14 protein-coding genes are annotated in these 26277 nt (G+C 43.8%); 9 read left to right on the forward strand and 5 right to left on the reverse strand.

Annotation, left to right across the window (positions count from 1 at the left end):
• Window positions 1-4: 4 nt before the first annotated feature.
• A complete protein-coding gene (locus tag D0X99_RS01940) occupies window positions 5-2197 on the reverse strand; it encodes a carotenoid oxygenase family protein (protein ID WP_119475952.1) in 2193 nt (730 codons plus the stop codon).
• Between the two features lie 201 nt (window positions 2198-2398).
• Between D0X99_RS01940 and D0X99_RS01945 the strand changes: the two genes are divergently transcribed.
• The 6 genes from D0X99_RS01945 (at window position 2399) to D0X99_RS01970 (ending at window position 10365) form a co-directional block, all read left to right on the forward strand.
• Complete coding sequence (locus D0X99_RS01945) at window positions 2399-3343, forward strand: lytic transglycosylase domain-containing protein (protein ID WP_119475953.1); 945 nt, start codon at window positions 2399-2401, stop codon at window positions 3341-3343.
• A 47-nt stretch (window positions 3344-3390) separates the two neighbouring features.
• Window positions 3391-4659: a M24 family metallopeptidase gene (locus D0X99_RS01950; protein ID WP_233553624.1), complete on the forward strand. Its 1269-nt coding sequence runs from the start codon at window positions 3391-3393 to the stop codon at window positions 4657-4659.
• Between the two features lie 108 nt (window positions 4660-4767).
• Window positions 4768-7599: an excinuclease ABC subunit UvrA gene (uvrA, locus tag D0X99_RS01955; protein ID WP_119475954.1), complete on the forward strand. Its 2832-nt coding sequence runs from the start codon at window positions 4768-4770 to the stop codon at window positions 7597-7599.
• A gap of 83 nt (window positions 7600-7682) precedes the next feature.
• Window positions 7683-8735, forward strand: a complete 1053-nt coding sequence (locus D0X99_RS01960) for a sensor histidine kinase (protein ID WP_119475955.1) — start codon at window positions 7683-7685, stop codon at window positions 8733-8735.
• 14 nt (window positions 8736-8749) lie between these two features.
• The gene (locus D0X99_RS01965) at window positions 8750-9484 is read left to right on the forward strand and encodes a LytR/AlgR family response regulator transcription factor (protein ID WP_119475956.1); all 735 of its coding nucleotides are present in this window, start codon (window positions 8750-8752) and stop codon (window positions 9482-9484) included.
• A 125-nt stretch (window positions 9485-9609) separates the two neighbouring features.
• Complete coding sequence (locus tag D0X99_RS01970) at window positions 9610-10365, forward strand: LytR/AlgR family response regulator transcription factor (protein ID WP_119475957.1); 756 nt, start codon at window positions 9610-9612, stop codon at window positions 10363-10365.
• A gap of 554 nt (window positions 10366-10919) precedes the next feature.
• On the opposite strand, the gene D0X99_RS01980 is transcribed toward D0X99_RS01970, so the two are convergent.
• From D0X99_RS01980 to ileS, 4 genes are all read right to left on the reverse strand, one after another.
• A complete protein-coding gene (locus D0X99_RS01980; protein ID WP_119475959.1) occupies window positions 10920-12266 on the reverse strand; it encodes a PhoH family protein in 1347 nt (448 codons plus the stop codon).
• 216 nt (window positions 12267-12482) lie between these two features.
• A complete protein-coding gene (locus D0X99_RS01985; RefSeq protein WP_119475960.1) occupies window positions 12483-15419 on the reverse strand; it encodes a DEAD/DEAH box helicase in 2937 nt (978 codons plus the stop codon).
• Window positions 15420-15628: 209 nt separating this feature from the next.
• Window positions 15629-16249 (reverse strand): lipoprotein signal peptidase, encoded by a 621-nt coding sequence (locus D0X99_RS01990; protein WP_119475961.1) that lies wholly within the window; start codon window positions 16247-16249, stop codon window positions 15629-15631.
• A gap of 10 nt (window positions 16250-16259) precedes the next feature.
• The gene (ileS, locus tag D0X99_RS01995) at window positions 16260-19634 is read right to left on the reverse strand and encodes an isoleucine--tRNA ligase (protein ID WP_119476383.1); all 3375 of its coding nucleotides are present in this window, start codon (window positions 19632-19634) and stop codon (window positions 16260-16262) included.
• 409 nt (window positions 19635-20043) lie between these two features.
• Here ileS and D0X99_RS02000 point away from each other — a divergent pair, with 409 nt between their 5' ends.
• From D0X99_RS02000 to D0X99_RS02010, 3 genes are all read left to right on the forward strand, one after another.
• Entirely contained in the window at window positions 20044-20865 is an 822-nt protein-coding gene (locus D0X99_RS02000; RefSeq protein ID WP_119475962.1) for a universal stress protein, read from the forward strand.
• Window positions 20866-21225: 360 nt separating this feature from the next.
• Window positions 21226-22743 carry a choice-of-anchor I family protein gene (locus D0X99_RS02005; RefSeq protein ID WP_119475963.1) on the forward strand — a complete coding sequence of 506 codons (1518 nt, stop codon included), beginning with the start codon at window positions 21226-21228 and terminating at the stop codon, window positions 22741-22743.
• A 378-nt stretch (window positions 22744-23121) separates the two neighbouring features.
• Window positions 23122-26259, forward strand: coding sequence for a TonB-dependent receptor (locus tag D0X99_RS02010; protein ID WP_119476384.1), 3138 nt, complete (start codon window positions 23122-23124; stop codon window positions 26257-26259).
• The last annotated feature ends 18 nt before the right edge of the window (window positions 26260-26277 follow it).

The following is a 26277-nucleotide window of genomic DNA, read 5'->3' on the forward strand; positions in this document are numbered from 1 at the left end:
GAAATTAGTTGTTGAAATAGGGGTAAACGTGCTTTTTGAATAGTTCCTGAAGGGTTTTGTCATTTTTGGAAATTCTGGGTTCCAGTTCTTTTTCCACATTGATTTTGTAACCGGAACGATCCAGAGGATAGGCATTTTCGGTGTAGGCCGTGTGGAGAGTCATGCCAAAGATCGCCTCTTCGTGACCTAGTTTGCAAATGGGGCCTTGGGCCAAATTGGCAGCATCAAAAATCCAAAATTCACAGTCAATTTGTCCAGCCTTGATCTGATCAAAGTAGGTGTAGACCGTGCAGACAATGTAGCCGTCTTTCTGTCCGGTCAAAGACCCTTTTTTCGGGATAAACTGAGGGGACATCCCCACTTGCTTAGGATCGAAAATATAGCTGTCTTCCAATTCCATGGTTTTGGAATTCACTCGGATTAGATTGGAGGGTTTTCCTTCCTTCGTGATTTGATCAAAGAGCTTTAAAGAGATGACCCTGTGCTCATATCCTGCATACATTTTATGGATGAATTCGGTCAATGCTTCTGGATAAAGGCCACTGCACATCCAGAAGATGTACTCGATTTTATCCGGAATCTGGTCCACAGGAGTCTGCCCACGGTAAGCATAAAAACTCAGGTTGAACGTATTTGGGATGGTATCAAGACCAGATGGGGTAGGTTCTGTATTGCCATAACTCATCAGGTTGAATGATCGGGTCGGGCTGCCCGTGACCGGGTCAATTTCTACTTTTTCGATACGGCTTACATCCATCTGTCCCACTGCCACCATTCCCAGGAGATCCGTGGGGATTTTGGTTTTGCCAATGCCGGTTATTTTTTGCCATAAATTGTACTTTTTCCCTGTGTACATGAAATCATATGGACGCAGCCATTCGGCCAGACAGGCGGCATTATTGTGTGCCAAATGCATGGTGATTTTGCCGTTTTCTTCCTTGTAGTCCACTAGAAAGTGAAGCGTTTCGAAGGGCAATTCAGTGCAGACTGAGGCCACATCAGGAATGCCGGGAGCATCCCCATGGGCGGCGATCGCTGCTTCTATGGCATTCCGTTCGACGAAGTAAAATTTTGCATTAGGCTCCATCGGAGCGGTCATCAGCCACCTCAACACACGCTCCAAAAGCCGCGAAATGAAATTGTTGGTCTTTCGAAATGGTCTCAGAGAATTGATAATCTGATCCGGAGTGAATTTGAAAGAGGCATCCAACAGGATGACGTGATTTTCCGTCACCGCCATTTGGTGAAGCGTTTGCTTGATCACCACATTCTTCCCGTTAGGCAGTACGACATTTACTTTTTTCAATTTGCCCTTTCCATCCCAAGTGAAAATCCGGGTAAACCGGCTGACTTTTTTTCCTGATATGAGATTTTTTACCAGATTCTGGAAGAAAAAGAAAACTCTGAAAGTGCCTAAGATAAGTGCTTGGGGTAATTCTAAGATCAACAGCTTGAGCATGGTACCGATGGATTCGATCCGACTGTTGATGACAGCAAGATTTCGGATGGTGTCCGAGAATAGCCGGCCATAATTGACTCCGAAAAACTCATTGGTTTTCGGGTCGAAAACTGGGTGTGCCGTAGCCATGATCAAAGGAAAAGGTTTTACACCAAATTTAAATCCCAGAACTTTTCGTTCCTCGCCCATGATGGCATCCCACTCGGATAAGCTTCCTATCGGACTGAAGGTTTCAAGTGATTTGGGGTCGCAGATGTAGGGTCTGCCATCGTCTGTACAGACAACAATCCGCTCATGCGGATCATTTTTGAATTTGATAGGGGTGATGGCTGTATTGAGCCGGTTTCTCATTCCTATTTTGAAGCTCATCCTTCCAAGCCCGAAGTCAGCAAACCGATATCGGTGATAGGGGTTACGTTTTTTCGTGCCGTCAGCTTGAATATTAAATTTTTGATAGGAAACTTCATCAGCTAGAAAGCTCTCACTTTTTCCAAATTTGAATGACAGTAAAGCCTCTCCGGGCTGATTGAGATCCAGTTTCAAAATCATACCATCGCCTCCCAAAATCGGGGAGTCGGGTTTGGAAAAATTCCCATCCTCACAATCTCCGGACGGAACCATGAAGTACGAATAACCTTGAATATCAGATGGAATGGATCCTGATAGGACTTTTAATGGAAGATCCGAAAATTCTTCCCGCTTGGTTCGCATCAGGGACCTGGGTAATTTATATTTCATTCGTTTTGGGTTTGAAGTTGGAAAAATCAAAAAAGAAAATATACCACTGGAAAACTGCTTGTATTCAAAATCTTTTTCGCCGGAATCTTTACCCTTAATCTAAGAAAATTTATATACTCACTAAAAAAAATTCTCAAAATTACTCCAAACTGAAAAGAAGTAATTTGCTACGCCTTACCTTGATTTCAACCTTTCTCTCCGATGTCAAAATTTCATTTCTTCATCATCTATTCTCTGCTTGCACTTTCGGTGATTTTTTCTGTTTTGGCTTTCTGGGAAGTTTCGCAAACTACAGCAACCGATCCATCCGAAGCGACTTGGATGGAAGAGGCTAGTTCCGCACAGTTTTCTACTTCCCGGGATTCCGTGAGGCTGTTTGATCTTCCCAAGGAGCTTGATTTTGCCGGGGAAAGCGTCCCATTGACGGCAGGAGATGTGATGGAAAGGCTGGAGCGGGAGATTTATGTCAATGCTTATTGGGAATCGAATATGATTCTCCTGCTCAAAAGGTCCACCAAATACCTGCCGGAAATCGAGCGAATTTTGAAAGAAAACGGGATTCCGGATGATTTTAAATACCTGGCCATTGCCGAAAGTGGCTTGATGAATGTAGGGTCTCCTGCCGGAGCAAGGGGATTTTGGCAGATACTGGAAACTACCGGCAAGGAATATGGTCTCGAAATATCGGAAGACGTGGATGAACGGTACCATCTCGAAAAGGCGACCTTGACCGCATCCAAGTATTTCAAAAAGGCTCATACCAAATTCGGGGATTGGACTGCCGTGGCGGCAAGTTACAATATGGGGCAAACCGGTTTTGCCAAAAGGCAGGAAGAACAATTCCACCGAAACTACTATGAGCTTTACCTGAACGAAGAGACGAGCCGTTACCTTTTTCGGATTTTAGCCTTCAAAGTGATTTTTGAAAATCCCGGAGCTTTTGGCTACCATCTCAGCGAAGGTGATTATTACAAAAACCCTCCACTTAAATCCATTCGGGTGGACGGGGACATTAAAGATCTCCCGAAATGGGCCAAAGACCAGAAAAGCTCTTTCAAAAATCTGAAGCTTTACAATCCCTGGCTGAGAGACAGAAACCTCAAGGTCAGAAAAGGGAAAGTTTACGAAATACTTTTGCCGGAATAGGCTTTTCTTTGGGTTTTATCAGACCATCACTCCTTATTTTAATTAAGATGAAAAGAAGAAATTTTATCCAACTCTCTGCCTTAGGCTTTGGAACCTCCATTTTATCAAGTACTTCAGTTTACGGGGCAAAAAAGACATCCAGCCCGGATTTTGACCAGCTGACTTCCCGTATGGCCGATGTGGTCCCCATTTCATTGGAAGAACGAAAAGCAAGAATTGCAAAAGCTCAGAGTTTGATGGAAAAGAACGGAATTAGGGCGATCGTTCTGGACTCCGGCACTTCCATGAACTATTTCACCGGACTGACCTGGGGACAAAGCGAGCGCCCGATGGTGGTCGTAATTTCTGCCAAAGGCGAAGTCCGGTACATCTGTCCAAAATTTGAGCAAGCAAGGCTGGAGGAACTTATCAAAATCGGAACGGATATTTACCCTTGGGAAGAAGATGAAAGCCCCTATGAGCAAATCAAAAAGGCCATCATTGACTCGGGAGCTGCTTCCGGAAAAATAGGAATTGAAGAAAGAGTCCGGTTTTTTATCGCTGATGGACTACGACAAGTCGCTACTGGATTTGAATTGATCAGTGCTGATCCAGTCGTGATTCCCTGCAGAATCATCAAATCTCCTGCAGAGATTGCCTTGATGCAACATGCAACCAATCTGACAATTGAAGCAATGAAAATAGGATTTGCTGCACTCAAAGAGGGAGAGGGGCCTTCCAATTTCTCTTCAGCAGTAGCTCAGGCTCATCAAAAAATGGGAGCAAGACATGCGTTTGCTTTGGCAAATTTTGGCGAAGCATCAGCTTTTCCACATGGAAGTTCCAAACCTCAGATTTTGAAAAAAGGGGATGTGGTGCTGGTGGATTGTGGATGTATGGTACAGGGATACAATTCTGATATCAGCAGAACGATCGTTTTCGGGGCGGAACCTACCCCCAGACAAATTGAAATCTGGAATCTGGAAAAAGAAGCCCAAGCAGCTGGTTTCAAAGCGGCTCAGATTGGAGCTCCTTTGGAAGCTGTCGATGCAGCCGCACGAAAAGTAATTACAGATGCGGGGTTTGGACCGGATTACAAGCTTCCAGGTTTGCCACACCGAACCGGACATGGCATCGGGATGGATGGACACGAGTGGGGTAATGCCGTTCGGGGTAACAAGCAGATTTTGGAACCCGGAATGTGCTTCAGCATTGAGCCAAACATTTCCATCGTTGGTGAATTTGGAGTAAGACACGAGGATTGCGTCTACATGACTGAATCCGGTCCAGTTTGGTTTTCCAAGCCAAGCCCTTCGATTTCTCAGCCATTTGCCTAGCAAATTGGCGAGAACCAACTCCACCTTTTTCAGGTTACATTCTTTGAACCCAGTTTCACCCCGAGTTCAAAAAACCGTACCTTCGCCGTTTAAAATTCCCCCTCTCCCATGAGTCAATCCCCTGCTTCACAGGAAGAATTTATTGAGATTTTTGGCGCCCGTGAGCATAACCTCAAGAACCTAGACATCAAAATCCCCCGCAACAAGCTGGTTGTTGTAACAGGACTGAGCGGGAGCGGGAAGAGTTCGCTTGCATTTGATACCATTTATGCAGAAGGCCAGCGCCGGTACATGGAGAGTTTTTCGGCGTACGCACGTTCATTTTTGGGAGGAATGGAGCGCCCTGACGTGGACAAGATCAACGGACTTTCGCCGGTGATTGCCATTGAGCAAAAAACCACTTCGAAGAATCCCCGATCCACAGTGGGAACTGTGACTGAAATCTATGATTTCATGCGATTGCTCTATGCCCGCGCAGGAGAAGCCTATTCCTATCTGACCGGGAAAAAAATGATCCGCCAAACGGAGGACCAGATTATAGAGCAGTTGTTTACCAAGTTTCTGGGGAAAAAGCTATATATCTTGGCTCCTGTAGTCAAAGGGCGGAAAGGACATTACCGCGAGCTCTTTGAGCAGATTCGAAAAATGGGCTTTTCCAAGGTTCGTGTAGACGGGGTGGTGATGGACATTGTACCCAAAATGCAGGTGGACCGCTACAAAATCCACGACATCGAAATTGTTATAGACCGGATCGTAGCTGACGAATCAGACCGCTTCAGAATTACCCAATCCCTTAAATCAGGACTTCAGCATGGAAAGGGAGTGATTATGATCCGGGAGGAAAACGGGGAGATCCACCATTTTTCCAAGTATCTGATGGATCCCGAGACTGGGCTTTCCTACGATGAGCCTGCGCCAAATTCCTTTTCATTCAACTCCCCCTATGGAGCCTGCCCGACCTGCAACGGTCTCGGGGTTACGGAGGAGATTACCCGGGAAAGTATTATTCCGGATACCAGCCTAAGCATCACCCGAGGGGGGATTGCTCCGCTCGGGGAATACCGTGACATCTGGATTTTCAAGAAAATCGAAGCAATCCTGAAGCACTACAAATGCAGCATGAGCACTCCGATCAAGGATTTGCCGGAGCAAGTGGTGGAGGTGTTGCTTTTTGGAGACAAGGTGGAGGTAGCGGTGGATTCAGTGAAGTATCCCGGCACGAAATGGAATACGACATTTGAAGGAATCGTCAATTTTCTTCAGAAATATCAGGAAGGAAGCTCGGATAAAATCCAGGACTGGGTAAGTGAATTTACCATCACCCAAACTTGTCCGGATTGCAACGGTTATCGTCTGAAAAAAGAAGCCCTGCACTTTAAAATTGATGAAAAGCACATCGGAGAGTTGGCTGTGATGGACATTCGGGCACTTTCTGAGTGGTTTCAGGGGCTGGAAAATCGGATGACCGAAAAGCAAAACATCATCGGTGTTGAGGTGCTGAAAGAAATCCGCAAACGAATCGGCTTTCTGCTGGACATCGGTTTGGATTATCTTTCCCTCAATCGACCCTTGAAAACACTTTCCGGAGGAGAGGCACAACGAATCCGTTTGGCAACCCAAATCGGAACCCAGCTAGTTGGGGTTCTTTATATTTTGGATGAACCGAGTATCGGGCTCCATCAGCGGGACAACGAAAAACTCATCAAAGCACTTCAAAGCCTAAGGGATTTGGGCAACTCCGTATTGGTAGTTGAGCATGACCGTGACATGATGCTGGAATCAGACTTTGTGCTGGACATGGGGCCTGGTGCTGGCCGACATGGTGGACATGTGGTTGCAGCAGGGACTCCTGCAGAAATTTTAAAAAATGATTCGGTTACCGCCCGATACCTGAGTGGAAGCCTTGGATTACCCATTCCAAAAGAGAGAAGAACCGGAAAAGGGCAAAGCTTAGTACTAAAAGGAGCCTCAGGAAATAATCTCAAAAATGTAACGCTCGAGCTGCCTTTGGGCACGTTGATCCTGATAACTGGAGTATCAGGTAGCGGTAAAAGTACGCTTATCCATGAGACACTTTATCCGATTCTAAACCGGGAATTTTACAACTCCAAAAAAGAACCCATGCCTTATGAAAGCATCACCGGGCTCAAGGAGTTGGACAAAGTAATCGAAGTAGACCAATCTCCTATCGGACGTACCCCCCGATCCAATCCAGCCACTTACACGGGAGTTTTCTCCGATATTCGGACACTATTTACTGAACTGCCGGAAGCAAAAATCAGAGGCTACAAGCCAGGGCGGTTTTCGTTCAATGTCAAAGGTGGTAGATGCGAGGATTGTGAAGGAGCTGGAATGAAGCTGATCGAGATGGATTTCCTGCCAGATGTACATATTCCCTGTGAAACCTGCAAAGGAAAACGCTACAATCGGGAGACCTTGGAAGTTCGATTTAAAGGAAAATCCATTTCGGATGTGTTGGACATGACCGTCGAGCAGGCGGTTGACTTTTTTGAATTTCAACCTAAAATCCTTCGAAAGATCAAAACCCTAAGCGAAGTAGGACTAGGTTATATCACCCTCGGGCAGCATGCTACGACACTATCCGGTGGAGAGGCTCAGCGAGTCAAATTGGCAACGGAGCTTTCCAAAAAAGACACGGGCAAAACCTTCTACATTCTGGACGAACCCACTACCGGATTGCATTTTCAGGATATTGATCTGTTAATGGGTGTTTTGCAGAAGTTGGTAGAAAAGGGTAATACGGTTTTGATCATCGAGCACAACCTCGATGTGATCAAGGTTGCTGACCATGTGGTGGATCTCGGCCTGGAAGGAGGAAATAAAGGGGGTACAATTGTAGTACAAGGAACCCCGGAAAAAGTTGCTGCTCATCCGCTTAGCCATACCGGTAGATTTCTTAAAGCTGAGTTAAATCGCTGAAATTGACGCGAAAATCAATCGACTCCGCCTTTTATCAAATTAAGGGTGAGCAATCTGCCTCCTTATCTAACTTTGACTCAGGTATGAACAAAGGCAGGCTTTATTGGATTTTGCAGATTTTGGGTTGGGGGGGCTTTGCCTTTGTCAATATCTTTTTTGCATCGCTTTCTCAAGGTATTTCAGCCGTTCAGCTTTGGGCTTTTGTGGTATTGGCAGCATTCTATCTAGTGTCAACGCATTCCATGCGCCATATCGTAAAGACCTACGAATGGTTCAAGTTTGGAATATTTCGCCTGTTGGCACTGACTCTCTTGGCCTTGTTGGGACTATCGGTGGTCAATGTGCTGGCTCAGATTCTGATCAACCTTGCCTTTGGGACTCTAAAGCCGGATGAAGATTTTCGCGCCTTGGTCATTGCGGTCAACCTCTTTGTGAGCTTCCTTTATTATGCTTTTTGGTTTTTGCTTTACTTTTTGTTTCACTTTTTGGACAATTATAACAGTAGTTTAAAATATGAGGCTAAAATCAACGAGATTAGGCTCAATCACCTAAAAAGCCAACTGAATCCCCACTTCATCTTCAATGCACTGAATTCTGTTCGGGCGTTGGTGGATGAAGATCCAAACAAAGCAAAGACAGCGATCACCCGGATATCGAACATTTTGCGCTTTTCGCTCATGATGGACAAAAAACAGGTGATCGATTTTGCCGATGAATTGGCTACGGTAAAGGACTATCTTGCATTGGAGGCCATTCGATTTGAGGAGCGGCTGGAGTTGATCTATCAGATTGAGGACGAGGCCTACAGTTATAAAATTCCTCCTATGATGCTTCAGACCATTGTGGAGAATGCCATCAAGCACGGAATTTCCAACTTGGTCAAAGGGGGCTTGATTGAAATCAAATGCAGGGAAGGCTTGCAGGAAGAGCTGTATATTCAGGTGAAAAACAGCGGCTACCTGAATCCAAATCCTTCAAAAACCAAAAAAGAGGAAGGTGGCCACGGACTGGAAAACACCAAGCAACGACTTAAGCTGCTCTACGGTGATAAAGCAAGCTTCCGGATTTTCAACTCCGGGAACCAATTCGTAATCACCGAAATCAAAATACCGAAACAAAGAATTACTTTAGAATAACAAACTCAACAAGTATGAGAGCCATTGTAATAGATGATGAACGATTAGCCCGAAAGGAATTGATCAATTTGCTTAATCAACTCGAGACTGTGGAAGTGGTCGGAGAGGCGGTAAATGTGGATGATGCAAAGGAAAAAATTGATCAGCTTCAGCCGGATGTTATTTTCTTGGATATTCAAATGCCGGAGAAAACCGGCTTTGATTTACTGGAGGAGCTCGATAATGTGCCTCATGTGATCTTTACCACTGCTTATGATGAATATGCATTGAAGGCCTTTCAGGTAAATGCCCTTGACTACCTGCTCAAGCCTATCGAACCAAAAAGACTCGAGGAGGCTATCAACAAACTGGTGGGAAAAATCGAGGGGATCTCAAAGCGTGATGAAAACGGGGCTTTTGTCAACCAAAAGAAATTAACCCTTGAGGATCAGGTATTTGTGAAAGACGGTGATCGGTGCTGGTTTGTAAGACTATCCAATGTTCGACTTTTCGAATCGGATGGAAATTACATAAAGGTGTATTTTGACAACTTCAAGCCGATGATTCACAAATCCCTCAATGCACTTGATGAGCGATTGGATGAAAAGTCATTTTTCCGAGCCAGTCGAAAGCATATTATCAATCTGGGATGGGTGGAGGCGATCGAGCCATGGTTTAACGGAGGCCTTGTAGTTACCCTTAAAGGTGGTGACAGAATCGAAGTAAGCCGCAGGCAAGCAGCACGTTTCAAGGAAATGATGAGTCTCTAAAAATTTCATAGGCAAAAAAAAGCATTTGATTTTCCGAAGAAAATTTTGACATTAGAGTATCTATTGGGTCCAATAGGTAAATGCTCATTTTTCACCCCAAAAAAGCAATTCAATTGCGCTAGTTTATGAAAGAAGAACGGATTCTGATCGTCGAGGATGATTTTAGTATCGCGGAGAATATTCAGGAAATTCTGGAGCTCTTGGGATATGTAAATATTGACATTGCCAATTCAGCGAATCAGTGTATTAAGGTCATCAAGAAGTACAGACCGGATTTGATCTTCATGGACATCAAGCTAAAGGGCGACAAAGATGGAATAGAGTTGGGTGAGATCGTGAAGCAAATGGTGGATGCTCCTTTGGTGTTTGTCACATCTTATAGCGATCCTACGATTATCGAACGGGCCAAGCGAATTGCTCCTGCGGGATTTATAGTAAAGCCGTTCAATACAAATGATATTCATGCGATTGTTGAAATCGTTCTTTATAACAAGCGAACCAAGCCAACCGCTGAAGTTGCCGTAGCTAAAACAGTAAATGAAAGCCCCTATCTGGTTAACGATGCTGTTTTTATAAAAGCAGACAATGCCTTTGAGCGCGTTCAATACGATGACATTTTTTATGTGGAGGCCAATGGAAATATGGTTACCATTTTTACCAAAAACAGAGACTATAGCATACGAAAGTCTATGAAGGAAATTGAGGATATCCTACCTTCCAATCTGTTCCTCAGAGTTCAAAAGTCCTATATCGTGCATTTGGGGCAGATCGAAAGCTTCAACACCAAAGAAATCATGCTGAAACAAGGCGCTGTGGTACAAGTCGGAAGGCAGTATTACAATAGCTTTCTAGCCAAGTTAAATACCATCACTGAAAGTTGAGAAAACAAAAAGGCGGGTAAAACCCGCCTCTTTAGATTAACCAAACAATCAACCAAATTAACCCTTACGAGTATTTTCTTATCAAAGCCTGATTCTCTCTTGGAGTTTTAGGCTTTTTGTTTTTTTAAGATTTACCTGAATTCAATCAGGACCATTTTCTAGTCAGATTCCGATCTGTAGAGTAGTTGGTTTAGAATATTCAAATCGGGCAGTTTTCTTTTTGACATTAACTTATTTTGTTGCTGTTATCACCAAGTGGATTCAAAGCAGGAAAGACTTTGATGATAAATGCTGCGGTATTCTTTGAAGGAAAATGTTGGTTCGTTTTCGTATTTCCCAATATGCCAAAACCGACCCAAAATTGAAAAAGGCGGAATACGGGTTCTTTTGGCCATTTTTTAAAAAATGTCTGTACGCAATCGTACACCAATCCACCAGCTTCGGACAAAATTTTAAAAAAAAGCAGGTTGCGGAAAGTTTAAAAATTTTTGAGGGAAGGCCACAAAAAAAGGCTCCTAGCAGAGCCTTTTGATGGGTTTTAGGATTTGTGAAGCTTACAACAACTCATTTGCCAGATTGGCGAGTTCTGAACGCTCACCTTTTTCCAGCTTAATGTGCGCATAGAGCGGATGATCTTTGACGCGATCAATCAAATAGGAGAGTCCGTTGGACTGTGAATCCAGATAAGGTGTATCGATCTGAAACACGTCACCGGTAAAGATGATTTTGGTGTTTTCGCCTGCTCGGGAAATGATCGTTTTGATCTCGTGTGGAGTGAGATTTTGCGCCTCATCTACGATAAAGAAGATATTGGACAGCGATCTACCCCGGATGTAGGCCAAAGGCTGGATGACCAGTTTTTCCTGATTGACCAGCTCGGTGATTTTCTGATATTCTTTGTCCGTCTCTTTGTATTGGTTTTGGATAAACTTCAGGTTGTCCCAGAGCGGCTCCATGTAGGGATTGAGCTTGGACTTGATATCTCCTGGAAGGTATCCGATGTCTTTGTTACTCAAAGGGACAATCGGTCTTGCGAGGAAAATTTGTTTGTAATCCCTTCGTTGCTCCAAAGCTCCGGCTAGTGCCAAAAGTGTTTTTCCTGTACCTGCTACACCTTGAATCGAAACCAGTTTGATTGCGGGATTCATGATGGCATGCAGCGCAAAGGTCTGCTCGGCATTTTTTGGTTTGATATTGTAGGCCAAGCGTTTGTCTACTCGTTCCAGCACATTTTCATCCGAATTGAAAAAGGTCAAAACCGAATTCTTTTCGTTTTTGAGGATGTAGTAGGCGTTGGACTTCCGTTTTCGGGTGCCCAATACAGCCTTTGCTTCAATGTACCCCTGATCATAAAGTTTGCTGATTGCGTCTGGATCCACCTCTTCCAAAACATACTTTCCGGTATTTTCAAGCTCAGTGATGTTCTTGATTTTCCCCGTTTCGTAGTCTTCCGCGTGGATTTCCAAAGACTTTGCCTTCAGCCTGAGGTTGATGTCCTTGGATACGAGGATGACTTTCCGGTTTTTTTCATGCTCCTTGAGGTAAAGCGCCGCATTTAGGATTTTGTGGTCGTTTTTTTCCTCTCCGAAAATGATGTTTGCGTTCATCTTGTTCTCCGGATTCATCAGCACCTTGAAAAATCCTTTGGTCTTTCCGTTTAGTGGGGTCCATTCATGAATCATGTGATCCTGAGACAGTTTGTCCAACAATCGGATGAACTCACGTGCCTCAAAATTCTTGGTATCATTGCCTTTTTTGAACTGATCCAGCTCTTCCAGTACAGTAATAGGAATCACCACATCGTGTTCGGCAAAATTCATGATGGAGTTGTGTGCATAAAGGATCACGGAAGTGTCCAGCACAAAGATTTTCCGATCTTTATCGGACTTGGCTCTAGGCATGCGCAGGAAAATTGTAGTGGTTAGGTACTGATTTAAGTTAGAAAAATATCCCCATCAAAAGCTAGCAAGAGCCAAGAAATTATGGTTAAGAATTGTAAATCCCCGGGATGGTCTTGAGAATCAAATTGATAAAAAAGTTAAAAGATTGAAAAGTGGGAAGGTTGCAAAGTTGACTGATCGAACTTTGCAACTTTTGAACTTTACCCCAGTTCAACCTTAGTCCAACAAGGCCCGGATGTCTTCATTATCCAGGCTCTTCATAAAGCTTTCCTCATTACTGATCAATTCACCGGCAAGGGCAAGCTTTCGATCCTGTAGGGCCATGATTTTTTCCTCTACCGATCCACGAGTGATGAATTTATAAATGATGACCTTGTTTTCCTGACCGATTCGGTGTGCCCGGTCGATTGCCTGTGCTTCTACGGCTGGATTCCACCAAGGATCAAGCAGGAACACGTATTCCGCCTTTGTAAGGTTGAGACCAACGCCACCAGCTTTGAGCGAGATGAGGAAAACCTTGACACTCGGGTTATTTTGGAATTTTTCCACTTGGGCTTGACGGTCCTTGGTGGCTCCGTCAAGGTAAGCATAAGGAATTCCCTCCCGGTCCAAAAATTCACGAACGATGGATAGATGTCGGACAAATTGACTAAACACAAGCACCTTGTGATCTTCTGAAATTGTTTCCTGAAGCATGTATGTGATGTCCTCTAGTTTGCCGGATTCGTCTTTGTAATCTTCCCGGACTAATTTGGGATGGTTGGCTATTTGCCGGAGTTGGGTCAATCCGCGCAACAAAGTAAACTGCTGAGATCCTCGACCTGTACTGGCAAGTTCCCCGATGATTTTTTCCCGGTAATAGCTTTTCACTTCCTCATATACTTTCTCCTGCGCAGGAGTCATGTCTGAGTACTTGATATTGGTAAGTTTTTCGGGAAGATCTTTTGCTACCTGGGACTTCAGTCGACGGAGGATAAAGGGCTTGATCATCGCATGAAGCCGGCTTGCTTTATCCTTATCGTTTTGTTTTTCAATAGGGAGCAGGTACTGCTTTTTAAACAGAGTTTGATTGCCCAAAAGGCCTGGATTCACAAAGTTCATCTGAGACCAAAGATCCATCGTACCGTTTTCGACAGGCGTACCGGTCAGGATCAACCGGCGCTTGCTTTTTAGCTTATTGACTGCGAGGGCAATGTTGGAGGTTGGATTTTTGATGGCTTGCGACTCATCCAGGATGACATAGTTGAAATAGAAATCCTTCAAAATGTCGATATCCAATCGGACAATCCCATAGGAAGTCAAGACGATATCATATCCACGGAATTTCCAGGGATCTTTCAGTCGTTGGGTTCCGGAGTAAACCAGAATTTTGAGTTCGGGGGTGAATTTTCTCGCTTCCAACTCCCAGTTGTAAATCAGGGAAGTAGGCATCACCAACAACGAGGTAAAACCGGGATTTTCCTCTTTTTCATGAGCCAAAAGAGCCAGCGTCTGGACAGTTTTTCCCAAACCCATGTCATCTGCCAAACAGCCGCCAAACTGGTATTCATTCAAGAACCGAAGCCAATTGTAACCGGCCTGCTGATAGGGTCTCAGCGTACCTTCAAAGGATTGAGGCAAGACATAATCCTCGATTGCATCGAAATTTCGGAGACGCTCGAGTTTCAGGCTTAAGTTGAGGCGGATCAATTCCCCGTTCTGAAGCTCTCTGGCAAACGCCAAGTGATGCTTTCTCAGGACAAGTTCCTCGGAGGAACGCTCTTCGATGAAGTTGAACAGCTCTGAATAGTTGACGAACCAAGAAGCGGGAATTACCGCCATTTCTCCGTTTGGAAGTTCAAATTCTGTTTTTCCCTGGATAATCAGCTTTCGGATTTTGGCAAAAGGAACTAGATAAACCCCAAACTTGATCAGTGCTTTGACATCAAACCAGTCAATATTTTCATTGACTTCGATGGTAATCTGAGCCCGGCCGATGTGGTACGTTTTTCCGTTCAGACTCCCTCGCTGGACTACTTTTATTTTGTTCTCGTCCAGATAGTCTTCCTGGTTCCCCAGCCATTCAAATGCTTTGGTTTTGGGTAAAGCAAACTTACCGTGGATGAAAACCATGCCTTTTTTCTTCAGGATGGTTTCAAATTTCTTTTCTACCTGAACGGTTCGGACCGTTTTGTAAAAGGTGTAATTCCCGTTGTTTTCTTCAAATCGACAGGAATTTCCACTGTTTTCTCCTTCAGCTGTAATAATTCCAAAGTCGAACTCGCCGTACTTGAACCGCAACTCGAACACGATGATGTCCTCGGTGATATTTTCCATTTCCTCACCGAATAAATCTTCACCCGATCCTCCTGGGAGCTCACTAAAGGCCAACAAGGCCTCTGGAGTTCCTTGTTCGGTGTGGATTTCAAATCCTTTTGCCTGAACTTCAAATTGGGTGATCAAACCGGTAATAAACTTTCGATAGTATTCCGGCTCAAACCGCCGCTCGATCATGATCTGATTTTTGTTCAGGAATGGCTGGAGTTTTTTGCCATCAATACCTTTTTCGAAGTGAAAAAGCTGCTCATCTACAATTAGCCATGCAGGTTCTTTGCAGATTAAGTATCCACCTTTATGCTGCCAGTTTAGCTTAGCTCCTCGGAATTTTACAGTTGGATAATATTGAGTATTGTACTCGCCCTTGTCAAAATGGAATATTACTGTAGCCCGTTCGGCATGCACCTTAATTTCCTTCCAAGTTGGATTTCCATCAGAGCCCATTTCAAACAGCCGCTTTCCGATCAACAAGGGAAGGATTTTGGAACGCTTGATTTCGATATTTTTAAAAAGTAGCTCTTGGATGGTTTTGTCCTCTGTTTTTGGATCAAAGACTTTTTGCAGAAAATCTTTGGGGCGGACATTTCCCTTTTTCATGTAAGGTTTGACAACCACTTCAGGCTGCATGGAATCCATCAGCTTGATCAATTCATAATCGGTTTTGTCCAGTCCGGAATCAAATTCATTCGCATTTGCGGAGCTGATGTTTTGATAAGCAAGTGAAAGCCTGCCCTTTTCATCAAGTTGAATTACAAAAGATTCAAAAAGTAACCCCAAATATTCATGACTGAAGATGGAATATACTAGTTGGAAAGGTTGATCGGAATTAACTATCATAACTAGTTATATACATTATATAGGGAATGAAAATATTTCCAAACACTATATTAGATAAGATTTGAAGGGTTGAAACAGGATATATAAATTGAAAATTACTCAAAAAGGCTTTTCCTTTTTAAAAATGCCGGGGTTTTTTGGATAAAAAGAAAAAAAAAGGCCCGGTAATTAACAAACCGGGCCTTGAATTAAAGGTTTTTTGCTGATTCTTAGGAAATGGTCTCAGCCCCCTCCTGATGAACTTCCTCTTTTTTCTCTGGGAAAAAACGGTTTTGGAAAATCAAAATGATGGCCACTCCGATAAAAATTGAAGCATCTGCGATATTGAAAATCGGCCACAAAGCAGTGTAACTACCTCCCCATAGAGGAACCCACTCTGGAATATATCCTTCCCAAATGTCGAAGTAAAACATATCCACTACCTGACCATGAAACCAAGGTGTTGGTGCATTATAGGGAGCATTGTCCAGCCAAACTCCATAGAAAACTGAGTCAACCAAATTGCCAATAGCACCGCCCAATATCATTGAAATACATAAAATATAGACAGGGTGATTTTTCTTTTGAATAATGTAATGGAGGTAATATCCGATTCCAACCATCGCAACCAATCGGAAGGATGTCAGGATCATTTTTCCATACTCGGAACCAAGTTCCATTCCAAAAGCCATTCCTGGATTGGTTGTGTAATGGAGCTTAAACCAGTCTCCAAAAACAGGAATTTGACCAGGGGTACCGAAGTCCATTTCAAAATGAACCAGCATTTTTACTGCCTGATCCAAGACTATCACAAAAAGCGCTATTCCGAAATATTTAATATAGTTGTTCATCAATAAGGGCTTAGGCCTTTTCTACTTTTACTGCCAATTCAAACTCATCCATGTCCAAAAGGGTCGCGGTTTCCAGTTGGTGGCTCAATGATAAACTCAAAGCCTGAGTTTCAGACTGAATGTACTCTCCAAAATTACCAATAGAGGCATTGACCAAGTCGTTCTCATCATGGACGAAGATGTGGATCTTGTCCTGAACTTCAAGCCCCATATCCTTTCGAAGGTTTTGGATTCGGTTGACCAAATCTCTGGCTACCCCTTCCTGCTTTAACTCTTCGGTTAACGTTACGTCCAAGGCCACGGTTACTCCCTGATCGGAAGCCACCGACCAGCCGGGGATGTCCTGGGAGCTAATCAACACTTCTTCCAACAGCAATTCGATGGTTTCACCTTCGACTTGGACCCCGATTTTTCCGTCTCGCTCGATTTGAGCAATTTCTGCCTGTCCCCAATTATTGATGGCTGCAACCACGAAGCGCATTTTTGGTCCCAACTTTTTACCCAAAAGAGGCAGATTGGGTTTCACATTTTTCACCAAAATGCCCGAAGCATCGTCTAGATATTCAATGGTCTTGATATTGACCTCGGTCTTGATCAAGTCTTCCACATGCTCGATCTGTGCCTTGGTTTTTGCAGAAAGCACAGGGATCAGGATGCGTTGAAGTGGCTGACGTACTTTTAGCTTTTCCTTCTTTCTCAGCGAGTGTACCAAAGAAGAAATATTTTGGGCCAAGTCCATGCTGGTTTCCAGATCGGTATCGATCAGCGAGGCATCAGCAGAAACCCAGTTTGTCAAATGGACGGAAGCTTCGCCGCTTTCATTCGCTTCGGTCATATTTTTATACATCCAGTCTGAGTAGAAAGGAGCAAAGGAAGACATCAACTGAGTCAGGGTAAGCAGGCATTCATACATAGTTTCGTATGCGGCCTGCTTATCCGTATTCATTTCTCCTCTCCAGAATCGTTTTCTGGCCAGACGAACATACCAGTTGGAAAGTTGATCTACGGTAAAGTTCATGATTGCCCGAGTTGCCTTGGTCGCATCGTAGTTGTCCATCGCTTCTTCGACCTCGGAGATCAATGATTGAAGCTTGGAGATGATCCACTGATCCAATTCGGCGCGATCACTGACAGCCACCGTCTTGCTTTTGTCATAGACAAAGGCATCCAGATTGGCGTAAAGCGCAAAGAAATTGTACGTATTCTGAAGAGTACCAAAGAATCGTCGCTGGACTTCGGCTACTCCGTCCAGGTTAAACTTCAGGTTGTCCCAAGGATTGGCATTGCTGAGCATGTACCAACGCAAGGCATCCGGACCGTATTCTTTCAATGTCTTGAACGGGTCGACGGCATTGCCCAAACGCTTGGACATTTTGTTGCCGTTTTTGTCCAGCACAAGCCCGTTTGCGATGACGTTTTTGAACGACACACTGTCAAACAGCATCACCGCAATGGCATGCAGGGTAAAGAACCAGCCACGTGTTTGATCCACTCCTTCCGCAATGTAATCTGCCGGATAGTTGGCTTTAAAAATGTCTTGATTCTCAAATGGATAGTGCCACTGTGCATAAGGCATGGCTCCTGAGTCAAACCATACGTCGATTAGGTCTGGCTCACGGAACATTTTTTCTCCTTTATCCGAAACTAAAATCACGTCGTCCACATATGGTCTGTGAAGGTCCAGTTCTTTTCCTTCGTAAGGAGATTTGGCCATAAAGCCAGCGGCTACTGATTTTCCGATCTCAGCATTCAGTTCTGCGATGGATCCGATGCATTTTTCTGCTGTTCCGTCGCTGGTTCTCCAGATCGGCAGCGGTGTCCCCCAGAATCGGGAACGGCTGAGGTTCCAGTCCACGAGATTCTCCAGCCAGTTACCAAAACGCCCTGTGCCGGTCGCCTCAGGCTTCCAGTTGATGGTTTTGTTCAGCTCCACCATTCGATCCTTGTAAGCCGTGGTTTTGATAAACCAGCTTTCCAGGGGATAGTAAAGTATGGGCTTGTCTGTTCTCCAGCAATGCGGGTAGGAGTGCTCGTATTTTTCGACCTTGAAGGCCTTGTTTTCATTCTTGAGAATGATGGAAATGATCACGTCGGTATTTTTGTAGTCCGCCGCACTTTCGTCATCATTCGTGTAGTTTTTCACATAGAAATCATTCACCCCATATTCCTTGTGGGCAGTGATTCCATGCTCTTTCATTTTGGAGGCAAGGTATTCTCCGATTACAGGGAGGAACTTTCCCTGCTTATCCACCACAGGGATATCATTGCCAAGTTCGTCCTGAACAAATACTCCCGGCACATTATTTTGCACGAGTGTTCTAAAGTCATCTGCACCAAATGCCTTGGCCAAGTGTACGATTCCAGTACCGTCTTCGGTAGTCACATAGTCTCCTGCCACCACTGTAAAGGCGGGATAAGGCAGCGCTATCCCAGCGATAGGGAAGAGTTGCTCGTATTCCCAGCCTACCATGGTTTTGCCTTTAAACTCTTCAATCACTTTGAAAGGGATGAGTTTATCACCCGCTTTATAATCCTCAAGTTTAAGATCTGAAGCTTTTGGATTGAGGTAAGCGCCCATTCTGGCTTTCGCCAAAATTACCGTTGCCGGCTCGTGGGTGTATGGATTGAAGGTTTTCACCTTTACATAATCCAGATTTTCACCGATCGCCAGTGCCGAGTTGGAAGGCAAAGTCCATGGTGTAGTCGTCCAGGCGAGGATATAGGTGTTGTCCTGACCTTTGAGTTTAAACTGCGCCGTTATGGAAGTGTCTTTTACATCCTTGTAAGTGCCTGGCTGATTTAGCTCGTGCGAGCTCAGGCCTGTACCCGCAGCGGGAGAGTAAGGCTGAATTGTATAACCTTTGTAAAGCAGGCCTTTGTCATAGAGTTTTTTCAGCAGGTGCCAAAGCGACTCAATATAATTGGAGTCAAAGGTGATATAGGGATCATCCAGATCCACCCAATAGCCGATTTTCTCAGTCAGATCATCCCACTCATGCTTGAATCGCATGACTGTTTCCTTACATTTTTGATTGTACTCGGCAACGGAAATTTTCTTACCGATGTCTTCCTTGGTAATGCCTAATTCCTTTTCCACCTGGAGTTCAACTGGAAGACCATGCGTATCCCAGCCACCTTTTCGCTTCACCTGAAATCCTCTCAGGGTCTTATATCGGCAGAAAATATCCTTTAGCGTCCGGGCCATCACGTGGTGAATGCCCGGTGTTCCGTTGGCTGAAGGAGGACCTTCAAAAAAGGTAAAAGTCTCTGCTCCCTCCCGGTTGGCGATAGACTTTTCGAAAATCTGATTCTCTTTCCAATACTGAAGGATTGATTCTCCGATATGCGGATAATCGACCTGCTTAAATTCCTGATACGTTTTCACAATTTCCTTTCTAAAGGGCAAGTAGGTGAAGAATTGGGTTGGTTAATTGGCCATCCCGCTCAAAACAAGGCACAAAGATAGAAGAAATGGGCTTTTGGGTGAGAATGAATTTTAAAATCAGTCGGAAAGGGATCAGTAATGTAAAATCTTTGGGTACTTTTCTCGGGAATGGAAAAATTGGTTTTAGGGTTGAATGCCATTCCTAGGTTCTAATTTGAATCCTTAAATTGTTAAAATGGCTTAGGTTGTCTTGAGCTGAAGTTTTTCTGGGGGAATTCGTGAACGTAACCACTTTTGAAATTTCATAAAATCCCTGATTTTCTGATAATTATCATTGTTTGAGCCAATTTTTGACAACTCATTTCAAGTTCAAAAAGGGTAACTTCAGGTAACCAATTCACTCAAGGCTATGAAAACAGAATTGAACCTACTGTTGCTTACAGATTTTTCTGAAGTATCAGGATTTGCCGCAAGCTATGCCCTTCAAATAGCTAAAAAAACCAGGGGCAAGGTTGAGATCATGCATATCTTACAAACACCGGTTGATTGGGTAAAACTTCCAAAAGAACGGGAACACTTATATCCCGAAGTCCGAGATGAAATTGCGAAATCAAAAGCCAAGCTTTCTGATATGGTTTATGAATTCGAACAATCAGGGATTAGTACTGTATCCACGTTGCTTTACAGTTTTGGCCCTGAAAATGTATTCGCCCATGTAAAGAATTCAAAGGCGGATTTGGTTGTGATGGGTTCACAGGGCAAAGGGGCTTCAAGAGGATTCATGCTAGGATCCAATGCCCAAAAAGTCCTCAGAAATGTAAAAAATCCCACCTTGGTAGTGAAAAAGAACCCTCTAAAACCAATCATCAGTAAAATCGGATTTTTGAGTACCCTGGAGCAAAATCAAATGGAGGCATTTGAAAAAATTAAAGCCATTGCCGAGTTACTAGAAGCCGAGTTGGATTTGGTCTTCATCAATACACCCTATAATTTTCTCGAAACAGAGGACTTGGAATACAAATATTCTTCAATGGGTTCAAAGAATTTCATGGCAATCAATGCTTTGAATATGGAAAAAGGGATTCTCTACTACACCAAAAAACATCATCCGGACCTGTTGGTCTTGGCCAAATCCGATAAGCCAGATCTGGTAAGGGTATTCAGTCCCAGCTTGACCGAAAATCTGGTTAGAGAACAAGATTTGCCAATTTTATCCATTCCGATAGAATAAAGGATTTAGGGTAATTGAAATAGAAGTTGAAAATTTTGTCTTTTGTGCGCTTCCTTTAGTTGGAGTATAGCCAATTTATCAGAAAACCTTCATGCCCAGCTTCAGACAGTTTCCTTTTACAAGTTGGAAAACGGAGGAAATCATCCAAACCAAATAAATGGAGGGATTCGCCTTTTTCATTTTTATATAATACCACCTACAGTAGAAAAAACATGTGTTAAGAAAATACGAATACCAGGTTAATTTTCAGATGGTTGAGATTGATTTTTTAATGAAATGGTAATGTGTTTACTGGTTTAGCCGTGGCCTGTTGCAGGTAATTTCGGCTTCATTTTGTTTTAGACCATAACCGTAAAAGCGATGAGAAAAATTTATTTGCTGGGAGCCACTTTACTCCTTCTAGCGGGGTGTACTGAGCGTGTTGGAAAACTTGGCCCCATTACCACTTCATTTTCTGAAATTTCCAGTATCAAAATCGGTGGTACAACTGCCGCTGAAATCACCGCATTTGACCCTGCCACAGACAAACTTTTTGTGGTAAATAATGATGGCGACTCAAGAGTCGATGTGATCGATTTCACTGATCCGGTGAATTTGGTTCAACTTGCACCTATTTCTATTTCCACTTACGGCGGAGGTGTGAATTCCGTCGCGGTGAAAAATGGGAAACTTGCAATAGCAGTAGAAGGATTTGAAAAGACTGATCCTGGAGTAGTCTTGGTTTATGTTACTTCCAACCTGGATACTCCAGAAGCGATTATTCCTGTAGGAGCTCTCCCTGATATGGTCACCTTTACCCCGGATGGAAACCGGATCGTGACTGCCAACGAAGGAGAACCAAACGACGATTATTCCATCGATCCTGAGGGATCCGTTTCCATTATTGATGTGAACAACGGTTACACTGTGACGACCTTGGGTTTTGGTTCTTTTACAACTCAATATCCAACCTTGAAAGCTAAAGGATTTAGAATCTTTGGCCCAGGGGCAACTTTTGCCCAGGACATTGAGCCTGAATATGTAGCCATTGATGCCTCTTCTTCCTTTGCCTGGGTTACACTTCAGGAAAACAACGGGATGGCACGGGTGGACCTCAACCGAAAGGCCATTACAAACATCTTCCCTTTGGGATTGAAAGATCATTCAATGCCTGAAAATAAGCTGGACGTAAGTGATCGGGATGGAATTGCCGGTAATCTTCAAAACTGGCCTTTGCTTGCATATTATTTACCCGATGCGATTTCATCTTTTGAGGTTGGTGGAAATACGTTTATTATTTCGGCAAACGAAGGCGATACAAGAGATTACGATACCTATGGAGAGGAAGAGCGAGTCAAGGATTTGGATTTGGATCCTACTTCATTTCCAAATGCAGTATTTCTTCAGGCTGACGTGAACCTTGGTAGATACACAGTGACTACTTCTGCTGGTGATACCGACGGGGATGGAGATTTTGATGTGCTTTATGGAATTGGGGGAAGATCATTCTCGATCTGGAATGGCAGAAACGGTGAATTGGTACGCGACTATTCAAACTTGGAAAGAGACCTCTTGATGGCAAATGCTTCGCTCTATGATGACGGTCGCAGCGATAACAAAGGTGTAGAGCCTGAAGCAATCGAAATCGGTCAAATCCGTGGTAAAAACGTGGTTTTTGTTGGATTGGAGCGTTCTGATGCGATTATGGTCTATGAACTCAACGGTGCTGCCGGATTGAAATTCCTTCAGCTTTTGGATGGGGTAAAATCTATCGGTGATCCAGGCCACGATGCACCTGAAGGGTTGCTGTTTATTCCCGAATCAGATAGCCCTAACGGTCGGCCAATGTTGGTGGTGAGTTCTGAAGGTGATGGTAGAGTCACTGTATACATGAATTAATCTTTGGTTTAATAATTCCAAAAAAGTCGACGTGAGTCGGCTTTTTTGTTTTTGGAATGCTTTATCAAATTTCTTCCTTCAATTTTTTGAGAAGTCCCTCCACAAAATGGATTGCAAGCTGACAATCTTAGTTTTTCCGGTTTGTATGGATGAAGCTGGCCAAACGGAATGGCTTTTTATAACCTGGTTTTTTTGAAGATTTCTTTCTTCGAGACCTAATACCCGGATTTATGAAATTGTTATCTGGTTTAAGATTAAGTGAAGAAACATCTCAATGTTAATTTTTAACAAATCTGCCCTAGAGTCCTAATCTAGTTTTGAGCATTAATCAACCTGCTCAATTCTATGAGATTCAAAACTTTTACAACCTCCTTTTTGATGACCCTGATACTGGTTTTCTGTATCATGTTCGAGCAAAACACCTTTGCACAGGCAGTCAATGCGACTGTTTCAGGAAGGCTAACTGATCCGAGCGGTGAAATGCTCATCGGGGCCCAAATTTTGGTCAAAAATGAACTGACCGGATTTACAGCTTCCACTGTAAGTGGAGTAACCGGTAACTACTTAATCTCTCAGATTCCCCTAGGATCCAATTACTCGGTTACCGCTACATACCTGGGGTACAGTTCCAAAACATTCACCGGAATTTCTCTGAATCAGGGAGAGAGCATCAAACTTGACTTTGTGCTCAGCGAAACAGCGCAGGAGCTGAGCGAGGTGAGTGTCATGGCTAATTCAATTACCAACAGCATCGAAAGGCTAGGTAGCTCAACCGCTGTTTCGGCAAAAGATATGGCTACTCTTCCGGTTAATGGCAGAAACTTCAATTCCTTGGTGGACCTTTCTCCGGTTTCGAATGGGAACAGCTTGTTAGGCCAGCTTTTTTCATCTACCAACTACACGATTGATGGCATGACTAACCGAAGTCCTCTCTCCAGTGGATCGACCAATAGAGGACCATTCTCCATTTCGATGGAAGCGATTCGTGAATTTGAGGTAGTGACCAATGATTACGATGTAACCAATGGAAGAAGTGGAGGCGGGATTATCAGCGCGGTAACAAAGACTGGAACAAACCAAGTCTCGGGTTCTGCATTCTTCTTCAACCGTGCCGACTGGTTGGCCAGTAAATATGACATCCGAGGAAACGTGCGAAATAACGAGTTTGCGATTCAGCAGTACGGGATCACCTTGGGAGGACCAATAATTAAGGATAAACTTCACTATTTCATCGCCTACGATGGTCAGCGTGATGCTCAGCCCTTGTTTATTGCGGACATTCAGACACCGGAGGACGAGGTGAGATTCAATCTTTCACAGGAATCCCTAGACCGTTATTTGCAGATTTCCAGATCCAAATATGGGGTAGCAGAATCCCCTCAAACCGGTAGTTTCGACAAGCTTAGATATTCCCATACCGCATTCGCGAGATTGGACTATCAGATCAATTCCAAAAACCTGCTTAGTGTAAGAAACAACTTCTCGTGGGATCTCAACAGCCAGGGTGTCAATGACAACACAACCATCAATTTGTATGAGGTATATGGAGATCACCTCTCCAAGGCAAACAGCCTGATGGCTTCGCTGCGAACCGTTCTCTCCTCAAATTTGACCAATGAAATTAAGCTTCAATACCTCTATACCCTGGACGATGGAAGACCTAGCGATCAGCTACCAAGTGAAAATATCCCAAGAGCAATTGTTCAGAATGTACAGTCACAGGTAAACGATCGTACTGTAAACACAAATATTCAGCTTGGAGGACAGCGTTTTCTTCCGGAAAGGTTTGAATCACACGTCTATCAGTTGGTGAATAACCTTTACTACAATAGGGGAAGGACTAACTTTACCTTCGGGATGGACCTTTTATTGAATAATCTGACCTCCTTGGCAACCAGTGAATTCAATGGTAGATTTTTCTTCACTGGCCTGGACAATTTTGATAATCTCCGTCCTTTCCGGTATGCCAGAGAAGTGGCCTTGGTTGATCCAACGGTTAAGCAAAACATATTTGGTGGGGGTATCTATGCACAATCTGATTCAGACTTAGGAAACGGAATGAGTTTGATTTTGGGCTTGAGAGGTGACTACACCTCCTATCAGAATGCTCCAAACTTTAATCAGGTTGTTTTTGATGAATTAGGATTGAGAACTGATGTGAAGACCGGTGGTTTTCAAATCCAGCCAAGATTCCAGTTTACCTGGGACATCAATGAAAAACAAACTGATATCCTGAGAGTAGGGGCTGGGATTTTTGGCTCTGCATTGAACAACTATACCGATGTCAACAACCTCCAGTTTGACGGTACAAAAATCGTTGCGGTCGACATAACCGGAGCGGCTGTCCCTACACCGGATTTTGTTTCTTACAGAAATGACCCTTCGACAGCACCTGGGGTGGATCTTTTAAATAAGCCAGGGGTCTCTCCAGTAACCACCATCAATATGAACAGTGAGGACTTGAAGGTCCCTACGGTTTACAAGGGCAACGTGATGTACAACAAAATCCTTAACAACAGGCTTCGAATCGGGGTAAATTTTATAGCATCCTTAGCCAGAAACAATTACATGTATGTGGATCGAAATATGGTAGATCAGCCCTATTTCAGATTGGCTAATGAAGGGAATCGAGGTGTTTTTGTTCCCAGTGAGACGATAAGTACCACAAATGGAAATGCGGATTGGACGAAAGGCAGAAAGACAACAGAAATAGGCAGGGTACTGGAACTTGTCAGCGAAGGAAGGAACAATACTTACACTGGCATAGTAGATGCTAGTTACCGTTATTTCAAGGACGGACAGGTTACCTTGAGCTACACTTGGAATGACTCCAAAGACAATACTTCTTTCAACGGTAACGTAGCCAACAGTGCCACACTTTTCCAGGCAGTAGTGGACGATCCCCGTGATCTTTCCCGCATGAGTTACTCAAATGGGCAGTTTCGAAACAAGGTGGTATTCTATGGTACCCTTCCTACTTTCAAAGGGATCACAGTAGGAGTTCGATATTCAGGTATCGGAGGTACCCGGTATTCTCTGGTGGTTAACGGAAATGTGAACGGTGACTTTGTAAACTCCAATGATCTGGCCTTTGTATTTGATCCAAATGCACCAGGAATGTCTGAGTCTATGGCCACCGCTATGAGAGAAGTCCTCGCTAATCCAAACAACCTGGCCAAGGAGTATCTGCAAAACAGCTTAGGTCAAGTGGCAGAACGAAACGGAGGCGAGAATGGCTACTTCGGTTTTTGGGATCTTCGAGTAGCTAAAAAATTCTTCCTTAATAGTTCCAAAAGATCAGGTTTTGAATTGGGTGCGGATATTTTCAATGTAGCCAATATGCTGAACAAGGAGTGGGGAACTTCCAAAAATCTGGGTAACCAAAACCTGATGACTATTCGAAGCTTTGATCGGGTGAATCAGCAATATGTGTATCAGATCAACCCAAATGTAGGCGTAGCCAATCCGGGTGGGACACCATTCCAAGTCCAGATTTCCGGTAGAATTTTCTTCTAAACCAAGTTAATAAAAATG

This window comes from Algoriphagus lacus, from assembly GCF_003583985.1.
GTDB classification, from domain to species: domain Bacteria; phylum Bacteroidota; class Bacteroidia; order Cytophagales; family Cyclobacteriaceae; genus Algoriphagus; species Algoriphagus lacus.

Bases quoted from the DNA above. Each gene is read 5' to 3' on its own strand.
- D0X99_RS01940 (WP_119475952.1), bottom strand. From the start codon at position 2,197: ATGAAATATAAATTACCCAGGTCCCTGATGCGAACCAAGCGGGAAGAA.
- D0X99_RS01945 (WP_119475953.1), top strand. From the start codon at position 2,399: ATGTCAAAATTTCATTTCTTCATCATCTATTCTCTGCTTGCACTTTCG.
- D0X99_RS01950 (WP_233553624.1), top strand. From the start codon at position 3,391: ATGAAAAGAAGAAATTTTATCCAACTCTCTGCCTTAGGCTTTGGAACC.
- uvrA (WP_119475954.1), top strand. From the start codon at position 4,768: ATGAGTCAATCCCCTGCTTCACAGGAAGAATTTATTGAGATTTTTGGC.
- D0X99_RS01960 (WP_119475955.1), top strand. From the start codon at position 7,683: ATGAACAAAGGCAGGCTTTATTGGATTTTGCAGATTTTGGGTTGGGGG.
- D0X99_RS01965 (WP_119475956.1), top strand. From the start codon at position 8,750: ATGAGAGCCATTGTAATAGATGATGAACGATTAGCCCGAAAGGAATTG.
- D0X99_RS01970 (WP_119475957.1), top strand. From the start codon at position 9,610: ATGAAAGAAGAACGGATTCTGATCGTCGAGGATGATTTTAGTATCGCG.
- D0X99_RS01980 (WP_119475959.1), bottom strand. From the start codon at position 12,266: ATGCCTAGAGCCAAGTCCGATAAAGATCGGAAAATCTTTGTGCTGGAC.
- D0X99_RS01985 (WP_119475960.1), bottom strand. From the start codon at position 15,419: ATGATAGTTAATTCCGATCAACCTTTCCAACTAGTATATTCCATCTTC.
- D0X99_RS01990 (WP_119475961.1), bottom strand. From the start codon at position 16,249: ATGAACAACTATATTAAATATTTCGGAATAGCGCTTTTTGTGATAGTC.
- D0X99_RS02000 (WP_119475962.1), top strand. From the start codon at position 20,044: ATGAAAACAGAATTGAACCTACTGTTGCTTACAGATTTTTCTGAAGTA.
- D0X99_RS02005 (WP_119475963.1), top strand. From the start codon at position 21,226: ATGAGAAAAATTTATTTGCTGGGAGCCACTTTACTCCTTCTAGCGGGG.
- D0X99_RS02010 (WP_119476384.1), top strand. From the start codon at position 23,122: ATGACCCTGATACTGGTTTTCTGTATCATGTTCGAGCAAAACACCTTT.